Source organism: Mesorhizobium sp. CA13 (genome assembly GCF_020165235.1).
In the GTDB taxonomy this organism is placed as follows: domain Bacteria; phylum Pseudomonadota; class Alphaproteobacteria; order Rhizobiales; family Rhizobiaceae; genus Mesorhizobium.
In genome coordinates, this window is record NZ_JAIUHS010000008.1 from 71,493 (window position 1) to 86,358 (window position 14,866).

The 14,866-nt window shown below is 64.4% G+C and carries 13 protein-coding genes; 9 read left to right on the plus strand and 4 right to left on the minus strand.

The window, feature by feature from the left end; genetic code table 11:
• Positions 1-42 precede the first annotated feature (42 nt).
• Both tig and LB566_RS18990 read left to right on the plus strand, forming a co-directional pair.
• Positions 43-1,518 (plus strand): trigger factor, encoded by a 1,476-nt coding sequence (gene tig / locus LB566_RS18985; protein WP_224625493.1) that lies wholly within the window; start codon positions 43-45, stop codon positions 1,516-1,518.
• A gap of 163 nt (positions 1,519-1,681) precedes the next feature.
• Complete coding sequence (locus tag LB566_RS18990; protein ID WP_224625494.1) at positions 1,682-2,200, plus strand: hypothetical protein; 519 nt, start codon at positions 1,682-1,684, stop codon at positions 2,198-2,200.
• Positions 2,201-2,243: 43 nt separating this feature from the next.
• On the opposite strand, the gene LB566_RS18995 is transcribed toward LB566_RS18990, so the two are convergent.
• A complete protein-coding gene (locus LB566_RS18995) occupies positions 2,244-2,924 on the minus strand; it encodes a GntR family transcriptional regulator (protein WP_140551478.1) in 681 nt (226 codons plus the stop codon).
• A gap of 213 nt (positions 2,925-3,137) precedes the next feature.
• Here LB566_RS18995 and LB566_RS19000 point away from each other — a divergent pair, with 213 nt between their 5' ends.
• The 7 genes from LB566_RS19000 to LB566_RS19030 all read left to right on the plus strand — a co-directional run bounded on the left by LB566_RS19000 (position 3,138) and on the right by LB566_RS19030 (position 11,603).
• A complete protein-coding gene (locus tag LB566_RS19000; RefSeq protein WP_140551479.1) occupies positions 3,138-4,265 on the plus strand; it encodes a sugar ABC transporter substrate-binding protein in 1,128 nt (375 codons plus the stop codon).
• A gap of 76 nt (positions 4,266-4,341) precedes the next feature.
• Positions 4,342-5,883, plus strand: coding sequence for a sugar ABC transporter ATP-binding protein (locus LB566_RS19005; protein ID WP_224625860.1), 1,542 nt, complete (start codon positions 4,342-4,344; stop codon positions 5,881-5,883).
• Positions 5,880-7,946 carry an ABC transporter permease gene (locus LB566_RS19010; protein ID WP_224625495.1) on the plus strand — a complete coding sequence of 689 codons (2,067 nt, stop codon included), beginning with the start codon at positions 5,880-5,882 and terminating at the stop codon, positions 7,944-7,946. The genes LB566_RS19005 and LB566_RS19010 overlap by 4 nt, the downstream gene beginning before the upstream one ends.
• 13 nt (positions 7,947-7,959) lie before the next feature.
• Positions 7,960-8,766 carry an SDR family oxidoreductase gene (locus LB566_RS19015; RefSeq protein WP_224625496.1) on the plus strand — a complete coding sequence of 269 codons (807 nt, stop codon included), beginning with the start codon at positions 7,960-7,962 and terminating at the stop codon, positions 8,764-8,766.
• Between the two features lie 10 nt (positions 8,767-8,776).
• A complete protein-coding gene (locus LB566_RS19020) occupies positions 8,777-9,724 on the plus strand; it encodes a 3-hydroxyacyl-CoA dehydrogenase (protein WP_140551482.1) in 948 nt (315 codons plus the stop codon).
• Positions 9,721-10,683: a 3-keto-5-aminohexanoate cleavage protein gene (locus tag LB566_RS19025; RefSeq protein WP_224625497.1), complete on the plus strand. Its 963-nt coding sequence runs from the start codon at positions 9,721-9,723 to the stop codon at positions 10,681-10,683. The genes LB566_RS19020 and LB566_RS19025 overlap by 4 nt, the downstream gene beginning before the upstream one ends.
• A gap of 41 nt (positions 10,684-10,724) precedes the next feature.
• Entirely contained in the window at positions 10,725-11,603 is an 879-nt protein-coding gene (locus LB566_RS19030) for an SMP-30/gluconolactonase/LRE family protein (protein WP_224625498.1), read from the plus strand.
• 24 nt (positions 11,604-11,627) lie between these two features.
• Here the strand turns inward: LB566_RS19030 and LB566_RS19035 are convergent, their stop codons facing one another.
• The 3 genes from LB566_RS19035 to LB566_RS19045 are packed head-to-tail and all read right to left on the minus strand — an operon-like array spanning position 11,628 to position 14,826.
• On the minus strand, positions 11,628-12,944 hold the full coding sequence (locus LB566_RS19035) for a M20 family metallopeptidase (protein ID WP_224625499.1): 1,317 nt from the start codon (positions 12,942-12,944) through the stop codon (positions 11,628-11,630).
• Positions 12,945-12,946: 2 nt separating this feature from the next.
• Complete coding sequence (locus LB566_RS19040; protein WP_224625500.1) at positions 12,947-13,903, minus strand: ABC transporter permease; 957 nt, start codon at positions 13,901-13,903, stop codon at positions 12,947-12,949.
• Positions 13,900-14,826, minus strand: coding sequence for an ABC transporter permease (locus LB566_RS19045; RefSeq protein ID WP_224625501.1), 927 nt, complete (start codon positions 14,824-14,826; stop codon positions 13,900-13,902). The genes LB566_RS19040 and LB566_RS19045 overlap by 4 nt, the downstream gene beginning before the upstream one ends.
• Positions 14,827-14,866: the final 40 nt, after the last annotated feature.

A 14,866-nucleotide genomic window follows, 5' to 3' on the forward strand; every position in this document is an offset into this window, starting at 1 on the left:
GAGCCGTTTGGCAGCCTCATTGGTGGAAACAAAGGTTTTACGATGCAGGTCACCGAAACACTCAATTCCGGTCTCAAGCGCGAGATCAAGATCACCGTGCCGGCCGGTGACATGGAAGCCAAGCTGATGGCGCGGTTGACCGACGCCAGGAACAAGGTTCGCATCAACGGCTTCCGTCCCGGCAAGGTGCCGGTGCAGCACCTGCGCAAGGTCTATGGCAAGTCGTTCATGGCCGAGGTGGTCAACGAGATCCTCAACGATTCGACCCGGTCGATCATTTCGGGCCGCGGCGAAAAAGCCGCCATGCAGCCCGAAGTCATCATGACCGAGGACGAGAAGGAAGCCGAGAAGATCCTGGCCGGCGGCGCCGACTTCGAATTCCGCCTCAATTACGAGATCATCCCGGCCATCGAGATCAAGGATTTTTCCGACATCAAGGTGACACGCCAGGTGTTCGACGTGCCTGAGGCCGAGATCGACGAGCAGGTCAAGCGCGTCGCTGAATCGGCGCGCAGCTACGAGCCGAAGACCGGCAAGGCGGCCGAGGGCGACCGCGTCAACATCGACTATGTCGGCAAGATCGACGGCGAGGCCTTTGCCGGCGGCGCCGGCACCGATCAGCCGCTGGTGCTTGGCTCCAAGGAATTCATTCCGGGCTTCGAGGATCAGCTCATCGGCAGCAAGGCGGGCGACGAGAAGCAGGTCACCGTGACCTTCCCGGAAAACTACCAGGCGGCGCATCTGGCCGGCAAGGAAGCGACCTTCGACGTCACGGTCAAGGAAGTGTCCAAGCCGGGTGAGCTGGAAATCAATGACGAGACCGCGAAGAATCTCGGCCTGGAGTCGCTGGAACGCCTGCGCGAGATCGTGCGCGGCCAGATAGAGAGCCAGTTCGGCTCGATGACGCGCCAGAAGGTCAAGCGCCAGCTGCTCGACCAACTCGATGCGGCCTATTCGTTCGAGGCGCCGTCGAAGCTCGTCGAGGCCGAGTTCAACAACATCTGGGCGCAGGTCAACCGCGATCTGGAAGCGGCCGGCCGCACCTTCGCCGATGAAGAGACGACCGAGGAAGAAGCCCGCGCCGAATATATGCGGCTCGCCGAGCGCCGCGTGCGCCTTGGCCTCGTGCTGGCCGAGATCGGCGAGAAGGCCGGCGTCACCGTGTCGGACGAGGAATTGCAGCGCGGCCTGTTCGAGCAGGTTCGCCGCTTCCCGGCCAACCAGCAGCAGGAAGCCTTCGAGTTCTACCGCAACAATCCCGAGGCGCTGAATGCGCTGCGCGCGCCGATGTTCGAGGAGAAGGTCGTCGATCACCTGCTCGGGCAGATCTCGGTCACCGACGTCAAGGTCAGCAAGGAAGAGCTGATGGCCGACGACGAGGAAGCCGAGACCGCGACCAAGGCGAAGCCGGCGAAGAAGGCCGCGTCGAAGAAGACTGAAGACAAGAAGAGCGACGACGCGGAAGAGCCGAAGAAGAAGGCAGCGCCGAAGAAAAAGGCCGCGAAGGACGCCGAATAAATCCCGACTTGATGGAACTGACGAAGGCCGCCCCTCGAGGCGGCCTTTTTCGTTGCGAAACTGCAACAGCCGATCCGTTTCGCGGACAGTGACCATTGTCGATACCGAGCATTGATCACTATCTGCGCTTCTGCTGCAAACCACAGGGTTGTTGGAGGGGCGGTTGAGCCTATTCTTCGAAACGCGACGCGTGGTCGCCTTGGCGATCGCCCTGGCCTTTGCCTGCGATTTTGCCCAGGCCGATGCCGGCACCTGGCGCATCGGCACGGACGATGACGGCCTTGTCACGGCTTCGGTCCATGCCACCAACAAGCTGATCACCGGCGGTGGCGCCCTGAGCTATAGCCCGATCCTGACCATCGCCTGCCGCCCGGACAGCCAACCGCGCTGGACCGAGTGGCTGCAATTGAACGACACCGTCTCGGCCAATCGCAAGATCACCATGTCGGTCACCGTCGACGGCGACAACAAGTTCGACGAGAGCTGGTTGGTCGGCCCGCGCGGCCGAATGCTGGTGCGCGATGGCGCCGACGGCATAAAGCGCCTTGCCGCCGCGAACCGGCTCCAACTTTCGTGGCGCTTCGGGCTGCTGTCGGGACGCGGCCAGGCCGATTTCGACCTGGCCGGAGTCGATGAAGCGGTCAGCCAGCTAGCCGGCAGTTGCAACGCCGCTATGCCTTGAACGTGTCCGCTGCGCGCTTCGGGCGCCGACGGAACCCGTTTGGCTATTTCAGCAAGCCGACCAGAACGTCGAAGGCGGCGTCGATGTCGGCGCGGACCGCGGCCTTGACCGCTTCCGCGTCCCGGTCACGCAACGCGGCGAACATCTCCTGATGGTGCGCATTGGCGGTCGAATAGTTTCCGGAATCGTGCAGCATGTTGAAATAAGGGCTGATCTGGAGCCACAGGTTCTCGATGATGTTGAGAATATTCTCGGAGCCGGCCGCCCGGTAGATGGAAAAATGAAAGGCGTAGTTGGCGCGCAGATAGGACTTGACGTCTCCCGCCGCGTTGGCCTGTTCGAGTTCGTCCAGATGCTGGCGCAGCCGGGCGATGGCTTGTTCGTCCATGCGCTCGGCCGCCCATGCGGCGGCGATCGCTTCGATCTCGAAGCGGACGTTTCTCAGATCGACGAGGCGTGCGCGGCTGAGTGCGGGAATGCCGATCGAGCGGCCTGAAACCACCATCAACGCGTTGGCGGCGGTCAGCCGCCGCAGCGCCTCCCTTACTGGCATCGGACTGACGCCGAAAGCGTCGGCGAGGCTTTGCACCGTTACCATCTCGCCCGGCACGATGCTGCCGTCGAGGATCAGTTCGGTGACATGGCGATAGACCCTGTCCTGCAAGGTCTCCTTGGACAGGGGCGCGATCTCCACACCCGGCTTCCTGAACGCCGCTCCAGCCATCTCCCCTCAACCTTCCCGCGCAAGCTGCGCCATAGCCCGTATCCGGAATGCAGGCTTCCGGCTGCGGCGTCAAGCGCCCGGCCGTCGCCTGTCTTGAGCATATTTCATCATTGATCTTTGATCAAATGGTGGTACGGTTGCCATATCGGATGGCAAGGTCACGTCTCGTGCCCTTGGGAGGCATCCGATCGTTCGGATCGGGAGGAGTTTCATATGGGTATCGGATTGAAAGCCCGGCGGCTTGCGCTGCTGGCCGGCATGGCTGTCTGCGCTTTTGGCATCTCCGCGGCCGAGGCCGCCGAAAAACACAAGATTTTTCTCAGCATGAGCTACATCGGCAACGATTGGCAGGCCGAGGCGGCCAACATGGTCAAGGCCATGGCCGCTCACAAAAGCCTTGCCGACAAGGTCGACCTGCAAGTCCAGGTCGCCGGGCCCAATGCGCAACGCCAGATCCAGCAGATCAACGCCATGGTGCAAAGCGGCGCCGAGGCGATCGTCGTCTATCCGATCTCGCCGACCGCGCTCAATCAGGTCGTGAAGAATGCCTGCGACAAGGGGGTGAAGGTCTTCGCCTACGACGCCGAGATCACGGAACCCTGCGCCTACAACGTCCATATTGACCAGTTGGAAGCGGGCCGGGTGACCGCCGAATGGCTCGTGAAGAAGCTCAATGGCAAGGGCAACATCATCGCCGTCACGGGCGTTCCCGGAACATCCGTCGACGACCAACGGACGAAGGCTGCCAAGGAGGTTTTCGCCAAGTACCCCGACATCAAGATCGTCGGCGAGGCTGTCGGCATGTGGAGCCAGGCGGTCGCCCGCACCGAACTTTCCAAGATTCTCGCCACGCGCAACTGGAGCGATATCAACGGGCTGTGGATGCAGGTCGGCTGCTTTACCGCCAATTCGATGCAGCTCGAGGCGGGCAAGAAGGCCAGCGAGCTTCTGCCTTGCGCCGGCGAAGGCTCAAATGGCGGCCGCATCCAGATGCTGCCGGAAGGCACGGAGGTCGAGGGCGCTGCTTCTCCCTACGCGCCGCTCGGCGCGCCGCGCATTTCCTATGCCTCGCCGCCTTATTCCGGCGCGCTCGCCTTGAAGCTCGCCATCGAGGCGGTCGAGGGCAAGGATGTACCTAAAGCGACGATCCTGCCGCTGCCGGTCGTCACCAACGAGACGATCAAGCTTTGCAACGAGGGCACCTGGGCGGAAATGAAGGCCGGATGCAACACCTTCAAGCCGTCGCTGGTTTCCAACCCCGGCTGGTTCGCGTCGATCTTCTCCGACCAGACGCCCGAGATCGGCCTCAACGCGGCGCTCGTCGGCCAACCCGAAGAGTAAGCTTCAGCAGTCCGTGCTCGTGGAGCGCTGTGTGGCTCCACGCGCACGCAGGCATGGCATGCCGGAACCGGGAATGATGACTTCAACAACGCATGTGCCGGCTATTGCCGTCAACGGCATACGCAAGGCGTTTGGAGCGACCGTCGCGCTTGACGACGTCTCCTTCGCGATCGCGCCCGGCAGCGTGCACGCCTTGCTGGGAGAGAACGGCGCCGGCAAGTCGACGCTGGTCAAGCTCCTATCGGGACTGGTGCGGCCCGATCAGGGCCAGATCAGCATCCTTGGCGCGCCGGCCGCGCTCGGTTCGCCGCGCGCGGCGCACGATCGCGGGGTGCAGACGGCGTTCCAGGAGATGACGCTGGTCCGCGACCTCAGCGTTCTCGACAATATGCTGCTGCCCTATGCGCCATCCGGCCCGACCGGATTGATCAGGCGGTCGGCCGCGCGCAAGGCGGTTGGCCGGCACATTGCCGATCTCGGTTTTTCGGTCGATCTCGACGCCGAGGTTGCGACGCTCGATCTCGCAGTCCGCCAGAAGATCGAGATCGCGCGCGCCGTTTACCGGAACCCGCGCATCCTGCTGCTGGACGAGCCGACCTCGACGCTTTCGGGCGGCGACGTCGAATGGTTGGGAACGATCATCGCGCGGCTCAAGGCCGCCGGAACAACGGTCGTGTTCATCACCCACCGCATGCGCGAGGTGCGAGCTTTCTGCGATACGTTGACCATCCTTCGGAATGGCCGCCACATCGTCACGGCACCGGTGGCCGACATCTCGGACGAGGATGTGATCGAGAAGATCATCGGCCGCGCCCTCGCGCAGACCTTTCCGCCAAAGCCCGAGGGTGCGGCGGTCTTCGGTCCGCCGGTGCTCGGCGTGCGCGATCTCAAGGCGGGCAGAAAACTCGACGGCGCCAGTTTCGACTTGCGCAAGGGCGAAATCCTCGGCATCGCCGGACTTCAGGGCATGGGCCAGCTAGACCTGTTCCTTGCCTGCTTCGGCATGGCCGAGATCGAACGCGGCCACGTCATGGTCGACGGCCGCAAAGTGTGGCTCGGCTCGCCGGCCGATGCGCTGAGACCCAACATGGCGATCGGGCTGGTGCCGGAGGATCGCAAGACCGAAGGCCTGTTCCTGAAATTGTCGGGTCGGCAGAACGCATCGCTGCCGGTGGTCGGCCGCTTCACCCGACTCGGCTTGATCCGCGAGGAAGAGGAAGCGCGCGCCGTGCAGGCGGCCTTCTCGACGGTCGAGGTGGACAAGCGTGCGCTGTGGACAAGGGCAGGCGCCTTTTCCGGCGGCAACCAGCAGAAGATCGCCATCGCCAAATGGCTGGTTGCCGAAAGCCGCATCCTGCTGCTCTTCGACCCGACCCGCGGCATCGATGTGGGCACCAAGCACGAGCTCTACGTGATGATGCGCGACTATGTGGCGGCCGGCGGGTCGATCCTGCTGCATTCGACCGAAATTCCCGAACTCGTCCACCAATGCGACCGCGTGCTCGTTCTCTATGACGGACGGCTGGTGGCCGAGCTCGCCGGCGACGAGATCACCGAGAGCGCGATCATGCGGCCGGCGATGGGACATGGCGGCAATATGCTGGAGGCGGCACAGTGAGCGCGGTCGGTTCGTTAACAACCGGACAAGCCGGATTTCTGGTGCGCCTCCTGGCGCGGCATCGCGGCGCTATTATCGCGGCGATCGTCTTTGCAGTGCTGCTCGTCGTCGTCGACCTGATCAGCGCCGGGCGGCTCACCTATTTCGACATCTCGTTCCTGTCGAGCGGCGGCGCCACCTCGGCGCTGGCCGCGATGGGCCAGACCATCGTCATCCTGTCCGGCGGCTTCGACCTGTCGGCGGGCGCCGTGGTTTCGCTGGTCAATGTGGTGCTGGCCACGTCGATGGATCCGATGGCGACCGGAACGAGCGTCTGGCTATGGACGCTGGCCGGCATTGGCGTCGGCATGCTCGTCGGGGCGTTCAACGGCTTCTTCATCGCGGTGCTGCGTATGCAGCCCATCGTCGTCACGCTGTCGACCATGTTCATCTTGCAAGGCATCACACTGCTGGTCATGGACAAGCCCGGCGGCTTCGTCTCGCCCGATCTCGGCGCTTTCTATCTCGGCGACGCGATCCCGGGCTGGTTGCCCATGCCGCTGGTCGTCATCGGCGTGGTCCTGCTGGCATGGTTCTGGCTGAAGGGCACGCGGTTCGGCACGGCGCTCTACGCGGTAGGCAGCGATCCGGACGCCGCCGCCGCGGTCGGCGTGCGCGTCGTTCTCGTGCGCTTTTTCGTCTATGTCATCGCCGGCGGCTGCTACGGGCTTGCCGGCGTGTTCATCAGCGCCCAGACCGGCAGCGGCGACCCGCTGGTCGGCAATCCGCTGCTGTTGTCGATGTTTGCCGCCGTCGTGGTCGGCGGCACGCGGCTCGGCGGCGGGCAGGGCGGTCCGTTCGGCACCGTCTTCGGCGCCTACATCCTGATGATGGTCGTCAACGTCCTGCTCGTGCTCAACGTTTCGGCCTATTATTCGACTATCGCCGAGGGCACCATCCTGATCCTTGCCGTGCTCGCGGGTTCGCTGTCGCATGGCTCCGTCCTCGCTTACCAGGCTCGCGCCTTGCGCGCGCGGCTCGCCGCCTGGCGCGCCGGCATGCTGCCGTCGCAGCTCGATCCAACCGACCGCAGGCTGCGCCTCGGACACAAGGCCGCCGTTCCGGGACAAGCGCCCGGCTTTCGCGTGCGCAATGCCGAGGCGCTTCGCTACGCGCTGCCGGCCTATGTCTGCCTGGCCGTCGTCATGATCGTCACCCAGATCTGGCTCGGCCGGGCCATCTTCAATCCCACCTACTGGAACTCGCTGTTCGTGCTGTCGAGTTTCCTCGCCGTGCTTGCGCTCGGGCAGGGCAGCGTCATTCTCACCGGCGGGCTCGACTTGTCGGTGCCCTGGACGATCGGCCTGTCGGGCATCCTCCTTGCCGGCATGGTCAACGGATCGGACGCGGCACTCCTCTATGCGCTGCCGGTGGTGCTCGCCATTGCCTGTCTTATCGGACTGGCGAATGGTATCGGCATCGTTTTCCTCGGCATTTCGCCGATCGTCATGACGCTCGCCACCAACGGCATCCTGCAAGGTTTCGCGCTTCTCTATTCGCAAGGCACTCCAGCCGGCTTCTCCTCGCCGATGCTGCGCTGGTTCATGACCGGCAAGATATGGGTAGTAACGCCCGTCGTGCCGTTCATGGTCGCCTTCGTGGTCCTTGCGGTGCTGCTGCTCGGCCGCACCGCCTTCGGTCGCAAGGTCTACGGCATCGGCAACAGCCCGCGCGCGGCCCAGCTTTCGGGCATCGCCGTCGGACGGACGCTGATCTTCGTCTATATTCTGTCGGCGCTGTGCGCGGCGCTCGTCGGCGTCATGCTGACCGGCTTTTCCGGCCAGGCCAGCCTCGGCATGGGCGACGACTATCTCCTGCCGTCCATCGCCGTCGTGGTAGTCGGCGGCGCGCTGATCACCGGCGGACGCGGCCATTATCTGGGCATGCTCGGCGGCGTGCTGCTCTTGACGGCGCTGCAGATGCTGCTGGCCGGCACGACGCTGCCCTACGCCACACGGGCGATCCTGTTCGGGCTGGTGGTGCTCGGCGCCGTCATGGCGCTGCGCGAAAGACGCATTCAATGAAGGGAATGGAATGATGAGCACGAGCGCACCCAAATCGCCCGACGAATTCCTGGCAGGGCTCAAAGGGCAACGTGTCCTGGTGACGGCAGGCGCCGGAGGCATTGGCTTCGCCATTGCCGAAACCCTGTCGCGGCTCGGTGCCCGCATCGTCGTCTGCGATGTCTCCGACGAAGCCCTCGCGGCTGCCCCGCAGAAAATGACGCTTGTTGCAGCGGTCAAGGCCGACGTGTCGCGCGACGACGATGTCGACCGGCTGTTCAAGGCGGTGAAGGAGAAACTGGGCGGCCTCGACGCACTGATCAACAATGCCGGCATCGCCGGGCCGACCGGCGGCGTCGACGAAATCGATCCGGCCGACTGGCGGCGCTGTCTCGACATCGGCCTGACCGGCCAGTTCCTGTGCGCACGGCGCGCCGTGCCGCTCATCAAGGCGGCCGGCGGCGGTTCGATCGTCTCGATGTCGTCGGCGGCCGGCCGCCACGGCTATGCGTTCCGCACGCCCTATTCGGCGGCCAAGTTCGGCGTCATCGGCTTCACGCAGAGCCTTGCCAAGGAGCTTGGGCCGCATGGCATCAGGGTCAACGCCATCCTGCCGGGCATCATCGAGGGGCCGCGTATCGAGAGCGTCATCGCGGCACGCGCCAAACAGGTCGGCGTCAGCCACCAGGAAATGACCGAACGCTATCTGCAGAACATCTCGTTGCGTCGCATGACCAGCCCGTATGATGTGGCTTCGATGGTCGCCTTCCTGCTGTCCGACGCGGGCATCAACATTTCAGGCCAGTCGCTCGGCGTCGACGGCAACGTCGAAACGCTTTGAGGAGCAAACCATGACCAAGGTTGCAATCGTCGGAAGCGGGTTCATCGGACGGGCCTGGGCGATCAGTTTCGCGCGCGCCGGCCATGACGTGCGGATGTGGGATCAATCGCCTGCCGCGAGCGGTGGTGCCCGCGACTACATAGAAGGCGTGCTCGGCGATCTCGCTTCGAACGACCTGCTGCGCGGCCAGTCCCCGCACGCGGTGCTCGAGCGTATCGCCGTCGTGGGAGATATGGAAACGGCGCTGGCCGGTGCCGTGCATATCCAGGAGAACACGCCGGAAAACCTCGATGTGAAACGCGAGGTGTTCTCGCGGATCGACCTCCTCGCTGACCCGCACGCGGTGATCGCCAGCTCCACCTCGGCGCTGCTGCCGTCGAAATTCACCGATCATCTCCCAGGGCGGCACCGCTGCCTGGTCGTGCATCCGATCAACCCGCCCTATCTCATTCCGGCGGCGGAGGTGGTGCCGGCGCCGTGGACGTCCGCCGAGACGCTCGAAAGGACGCGCGCCTTCCTCATCGATGCCGGCCACGCGCCGCTGGTGATGAAGCGCGAGCTCGACGGCTTCATCATGAACCGGCTGCAAGGGGCGCTGCTCGAAGAAGCTTTCCGGCTTGTCGCCGACGGCTATGCCAGCGTCGAGGATGTCGATATCGGCATCCGCGACGGGCTGGCGCTGCGCTGGTCGTTCATGGGGCCGTTCGAGACCATCGACCTGAACGCGCCGGGCGGCGTGCGCGACTATGCCGAGCGCTACCAGGGCATCTATTCCAACATTTTTCCGCAGATGCTGCGCCGCGTCGACTGGGCGGGCGAGGTGATGGAAACCGTCGAGGCCGAGCGTAGCAGGCGCTTGCCCAGGGAGAAGCTGGGCGACCGGCAGGTATGGCGGGATCGCCGGCTGATGGCGCTGGCGGCGCACAAGAAGAAATCGGATCAGGAGTTCGGACAATGAAAGAAACCAGCCGCAAGCCCGGCGCCACGGCGGCCAGGGGCAAGGTCATCATCACCTGCGCGGTGACAGGGGCGATCCACACGCCGACCATGTCGCCCTATTTGCCGATCACGCCGGACCAGATCGCCTCGGAGGCGATCGCCGCCGCGGAAGCCGGCGCCGCGGTCCTGCATCTGCATGCCCGCGATCCGGAGACCGGCAAGCCCGACCAGACGCCGGAGGCCTTTGCCCGTTTCCTGCCCCGCGTCAAGCAAGGCACCAATGCCGCCATCAACATCACCACCGGCGGCAGCCCCTATATGAAGGTCGAGGAGCGGGTGCGCCCGGCCGCCCAGTTCAAGCCGGAGGTGGCCTCGCTCAATATGGGCTCGATCAATTTCGGGCTCTATCACCTGGCCGACAAATACGAGACCTTCAAGTTCGACTGGGAAAAGCCGCATCTGGAAGCGACGCGCGATCTCGTCTTCCGCAACTCGTTCAAGGATATCGAGTACATCCTTGCCACCTGCTACGACAATGGCACGCGGTTCGAGTTCGAGTGCTACGACATCGCCCATCTCTACAACCTCGCCCATTTCGCCGACCGCGGGCTGGTGAAGCCGCCTTTCTTCGTTCAGTCGGTTTTCGGGCTGCTGGGCGGCATCGGCACGCATCCGGAGGATGTCGCGCATATGAAGCGCACAGCGGACCGGCTGTTCGGGGATCAGTTCCGCTGGTCGGTGCTCGGAGCCGGCGCCAGCCAGTTACGCATCGCCGCGCAGTCGGCGGCGCTTGGCGGCAACATCCGGGTCGGGCTGGAGGACAGCCTGTGGGCCGGCAGGGGCAAGCTTGCCAAATCGAATGCCGAGCAGGTCGTGCTGGCGCGCAAGATCATCGAGGGGCTCGGCATGGAGGTGGCAACGCCGGACGAAGCGCGCGAGATCCTGTCGCTGAAGGGCGGCGACAAGGTCGCTTTCTGACACAGCCAATCGCCGCGCGAGCCAACAAAGAGGAGGACGGCATGAAGATCGAAGTCGTGGTGGACGTGAAGACCACGCTGGGCGAGGGACCGCTCTGGGACGTCGAACAGGAGCGTCTCTACTGGATCGACAGTTTCGACGGGCGCGTCTTCCGCGCGACCGCCGACGGGCGCGAGATCCGCTGCTGGGACGTGCCGATGAAGATCGGCTCGATGGCGCTGCGCAAGGATGGCGGCGGCGCTGTCGTCTCGTTGCAGCGCGGTTTCCATCTGCTCGATTTCGCCACCGGCGAGGTGACGCTGATCCATGATCCGGAGCCGGACAAGCCGATGAACCGTCTCAACGACGGCAAGGTCGACCGGCGCGGCCGCTTCTTCGCTGGCTCAATGGACACGATGGAGGAGGGGCCGTCCGGCGGTCTCTTTCGGCTCGACCCGGATTTTTCCGTCACCAGGATTGATTCCGGCATCATCTGCTCCAACGGTCCATGCTGGAGTCCCGACGACCGCGCCTTCTATTTCGCCGACACCTGGACCGGCGAGATCTGGGCCTATGATTACGACATCGAGACCGGTGCGGCCACCAACCGCCGCACCTTCGTGCGCGTCGACACCAGCCGCGGTGGCGCCGCCGACGGCTCGACCGTCGATGCCCAGGGCTATCTGTGGAACGCGCTGGTCTATGACGGAAAGCTGGTGCGTTATGCGCCGGACGGCAGCGTCGACCGCATCATCGACATGCCGGTGAAAAAGATAACCAGCGTCATGTTCGGCGGGCCGAAGCTCGACACGCTCTACGTCACCTCGATGGCCAAGCCGCCGCTGCCACGCTTTCCCGGCGACGGTGTCCTGCGCGGCAGCCTGTTCGCCATCACCGGCCTTGGCGTGACCGGCGTTCCCGAACCGCGCTTTGGCGGGTGATCTGCCGCTTGGGCCTGTGGCCTGCTAGCGGCACCATTTCTCGACCGCAATCGCAATCGCCTTCGTGCAATCGACGAGATCGCGCACCGAAACGCGCTCGTTCGGCTGATGCGCCTGCGCCGGATCGCCAGGACCGAAGTTGACGGTCGGGGTGTTGCCGAGGCCGGTCGGCAAGCCGATGTCGCTGTGTGCGCCGAAGCCGCTCAGGGCCGGCGACAGGTCGGCTGCTTTGACGGCCTCCTGGAACAGGCCGACAAAGGGATTGTCCGACGGGATCTCGGCGCAATCGGCATCGAGGATCCATTCGACACGGGCAGGGTGCTTTCGCAGATAAGGATCCGCCTGGCAGACATTGGCAATGTGCTCTTCGATTTCGCGTTTGACGTTGCCGCCAAGCCTGAACTCGTCATGCTCGCTCGGCAGGTACTGTGCGTCGATGATGATCTCGCCGCGTCCCGCCATGGAGGACGGGTGTTCGCCGGCATTGATCTGGGTGACGATGATCTGGTTGGGCAGGTCCATCAGCGGGTGGTTCTTCCTGGGATCGAACATCCAGCGCCGGTTGAGGATGTCGATGCCGTCGAGGATCTGCCGGCAAAGCTGGACGGCGTCGACCGGGCCGCTCGAATACCAGGCGTTCGGCGTCAGTTCCGCGTGCCCGCCTATGCCGTCGATGATGATCTTCCCCCACAGGATGCCGTGACAAAGCGGTGCGATCCTGTTCGCCGTTGGTTCGGTCATGATCCCGGCGTCGGCGCGAAAGCCGCGATCGACCATGGCGAGCGACCCCATGCCGCCGATTTCCTCGTCGACGACGGTGGTGAAGACGACGTCTCCGGACAGGGGAACATCGAGCTCCTTCAGGATCTCGACGGCCATCAGCATGCAGGCGACGCCGCCCTTCATGTCGACCGTGCCGCGACCGTGCAGGAATCCATCCTTCAGGACAGGCTGGAAGGGATCGGTGGTCCAGTGGCCGGCGGCACCCGGCGGGACGACGTCGATATGGCCGGTCAGCATGATGGATCGTCCGCCGCCCGTGCCCTTCAAAACACCGCCGAGATTGGGCCTGCCCTCGAAGGTTCTGCCCTTGTTGGCGCCGGCACGACCCTTGTATTTTTCGTAGAGCGCCGGACCGTCCGGATCCCAGAGATCGGTCGAGAAGCCGAGCGCTTCGATGCGCTTTTGCAGGTAGAGCTGGCAATCACGCTCGCCAGGGCCAGCCTCTTTGGGATCGGATTTCACGATCGAGGGGAAGGCCACGAGATCGCTCAGTGTCCTGACGATGCGCTCGGCGGCCGCCTCGACGCGCGCGGCGATGGTCTCTTCCATGGAAGGCATTTTTATCTCCAATGTTGGGAAAGTCGGTCGGCGAGGAGCACGAAAACCAGAAGGGCGCCGACAATCCCCACCTGCCAGACCGTGTTGATGTTCAATTGCAGAAGGCCGGTCTTCAGCGTGACCAGCAGCAGGACGGCCGCGAACACGCCACCGACGCCACCGCGCCCGCCAGTGATGACGATGCCTCCCAGCATGGCCGCGGTCAGCGATTCCAGTTCGAGGTTCTGGCCGATATTGGGCCTGCCGCTGCCGAGCCAGGCGAGGGAGACGAGGCCGGCCGCACCGGCAAGCGCGCCGCTCAGCACATAAAGGATGAAGCGTACGCGATCGACCGGGATGCCGACCAGTTTGGCCGAACGTTCATTGAAGCCCATGGCGTAGATCCAGCGTCCCCAAGCCGTCGAGAGCAGCACGAGACCGGCAAGCGCGAAGCAGGGGATGGCGAGCGTAAGGAAAGGCACGGGGATGCCCATGATCGCACCGCGCCCCCAAACGAGCAGCCAGGCCGGCACGCCGGACTGCGCCGCGCCGCCGGTGACCGCCAACGCCAGGCCGGAATAGACGAAGAATGTTCCCAACGTCGCGATGAAGGGGAGAAGGGCAAGCCCGTTCACCAGCCATCCATTCAAGGCGCCGAGCATACCGCCGGCCAGGATGCAGACGACCGGCAACAGAAGGGGTGGCAACCCCAGCTTCAGGGAAAGCATGGCAACGATCGCCGAGAGCGAAACGGCGCCGCCGACGGACAGGTCGATGCCCGCGCCGCCAGCCAGGACGACCAGGCCCTGTCCAAGACCGACCAGGGCCAGGATCGTCGAGAATTGCAGGATTGTGGTGACGGTGCCGAGACTGAACACGGAAGGCTTGAGCGCCAGCAGGCCGGCAATGACGAGCAGCCAGAGACCGCACAGCAGAGCCAAGGTGAGGGCGGGGCCCTGCAGGTTCCGGATCCTGTTCATGCCCGGGCTCGCAGGAATTGGGCAAGCGGCAGGCGGTTGGAGACGGCTTCGAAGCCAAGCACGCCGATGATGAGAACGCCTGTGACCACAGGCTGCCAAAGCGAGGGAACGCCGATCAAGAGCAATCCATTCTGGAGAATTCTCAGAAGCAGTACGCCGAAGACCGTGCCGATCAGGCTGCATCTGCCGCCCAATATGCTCGTGCCGCCGAGAATGACCGCGGCGATGGCATCGAGCGCCAGCGTGCTGCCGATCGTCATCTCCACATTGCGGTAGGTGGCGACGTAGAACGTGGCGGCAATGCCGGTCAGGACGCCGCTGATGACGAAGGTCATGAAGCGTACCTTGACCACGGGGATTCCAGACAGCCGCGCCTTTTCCTCGGAATTGCCGATCGCCAGCAGGTGCGGCCCGTAGGGGGTTCGCCGCAACGCCAGCCAGACGACCAGATAGGCCACGGCAATGACGATGGCGGGAACCGGAACGCCGAGCACGGTGGTTGCCAGAAGATTGGTGAGGCTCGAGGACAGGCCTGAGAGCCACTGCCCGCCGAGAAGGACAAAGACGGCAGTGCGGTAGACGCCAAGCAGGCCCAGCGTTCCCACGATTGCCGGAACGCGGCCGAGGACGACGACGGTGGCCGTCACGCAGCCGAGCAGCGCACCGACCAGCGGTCCGACAATGATCGCCAGCGCCGGACTGCCATCGGCACCGAGCACGCGGCCGATGGCGATGGCCGCCAGCCCCATGACGATGCCGATCGACACATCGATGCCGCCCATGGCCAGCAGCAAGGTCATGCCATGGCCGATCAGCAGCAGTTCGACGCTGTTGCGTAGGACGGTCGCCGCATTGCCTGACGTGGCGTAGTGGGGCGATGCGACAGAAAAGATGACGATCGCCAGGAGACAGGCGGCAAGCAAGGACCACTCCCGCCCATTCATGGCCAAAACGCCGTTTCCA

Bases quoted from the DNA above. Each gene is read 5' to 3' on its own strand.
- LB566_RS19000 (WP_140551479.1), top strand. From the start codon at position 3,138: ATGGGTATCGGATTGAAAGCCCGGCGGCTTGCGCTGCTGGCCGGCATG.
- LB566_RS19025 (WP_224625497.1), top strand. From the start codon at position 9,721: ATGAAAGAAACCAGCCGCAAGCCCGGCGCCACGGCGGCCAGGGGCAAG.
- LB566_RS19040 (WP_224625500.1), bottom strand. From the start codon at position 13,903: ATGAACAGGATCCGGAACCTGCAGGGCCCCGCCCTCACCTTGGCTCTG.
- LB566_RS19030 (WP_224625498.1), top strand. From the start codon at position 10,725: ATGAAGATCGAAGTCGTGGTGGACGTGAAGACCACGCTGGGCGAGGGA.
- LB566_RS18995 (WP_140551478.1), bottom strand. From the start codon at position 2,924: ATGGCTGGAGCGGCGTTCAGGAAGCCGGGTGTGGAGATCGCGCCCCTG.
- LB566_RS19015 (WP_224625496.1), top strand. From the start codon at position 7,960: ATGAGCACGAGCGCACCCAAATCGCCCGACGAATTCCTGGCAGGGCTC.
- LB566_RS19020 (WP_140551482.1), top strand. From the start codon at position 8,777: ATGACCAAGGTTGCAATCGTCGGAAGCGGGTTCATCGGACGGGCCTGG.
- LB566_RS19035 (WP_224625499.1), bottom strand. From the start codon at position 12,944: ATGCCTTCCATGGAAGAGACCATCGCCGCGCGCGTCGAGGCGGCCGCC.
- LB566_RS19005 (WP_224625860.1), top strand. From the start codon at position 4,342: ATGACTTCAACAACGCATGTGCCGGCTATTGCCGTCAACGGCATACGC.
- tig (WP_224625493.1), top strand. From the start codon at position 43: ATGCAGGTCACCGAAACACTCAATTCCGGTCTCAAGCGCGAGATCAAG.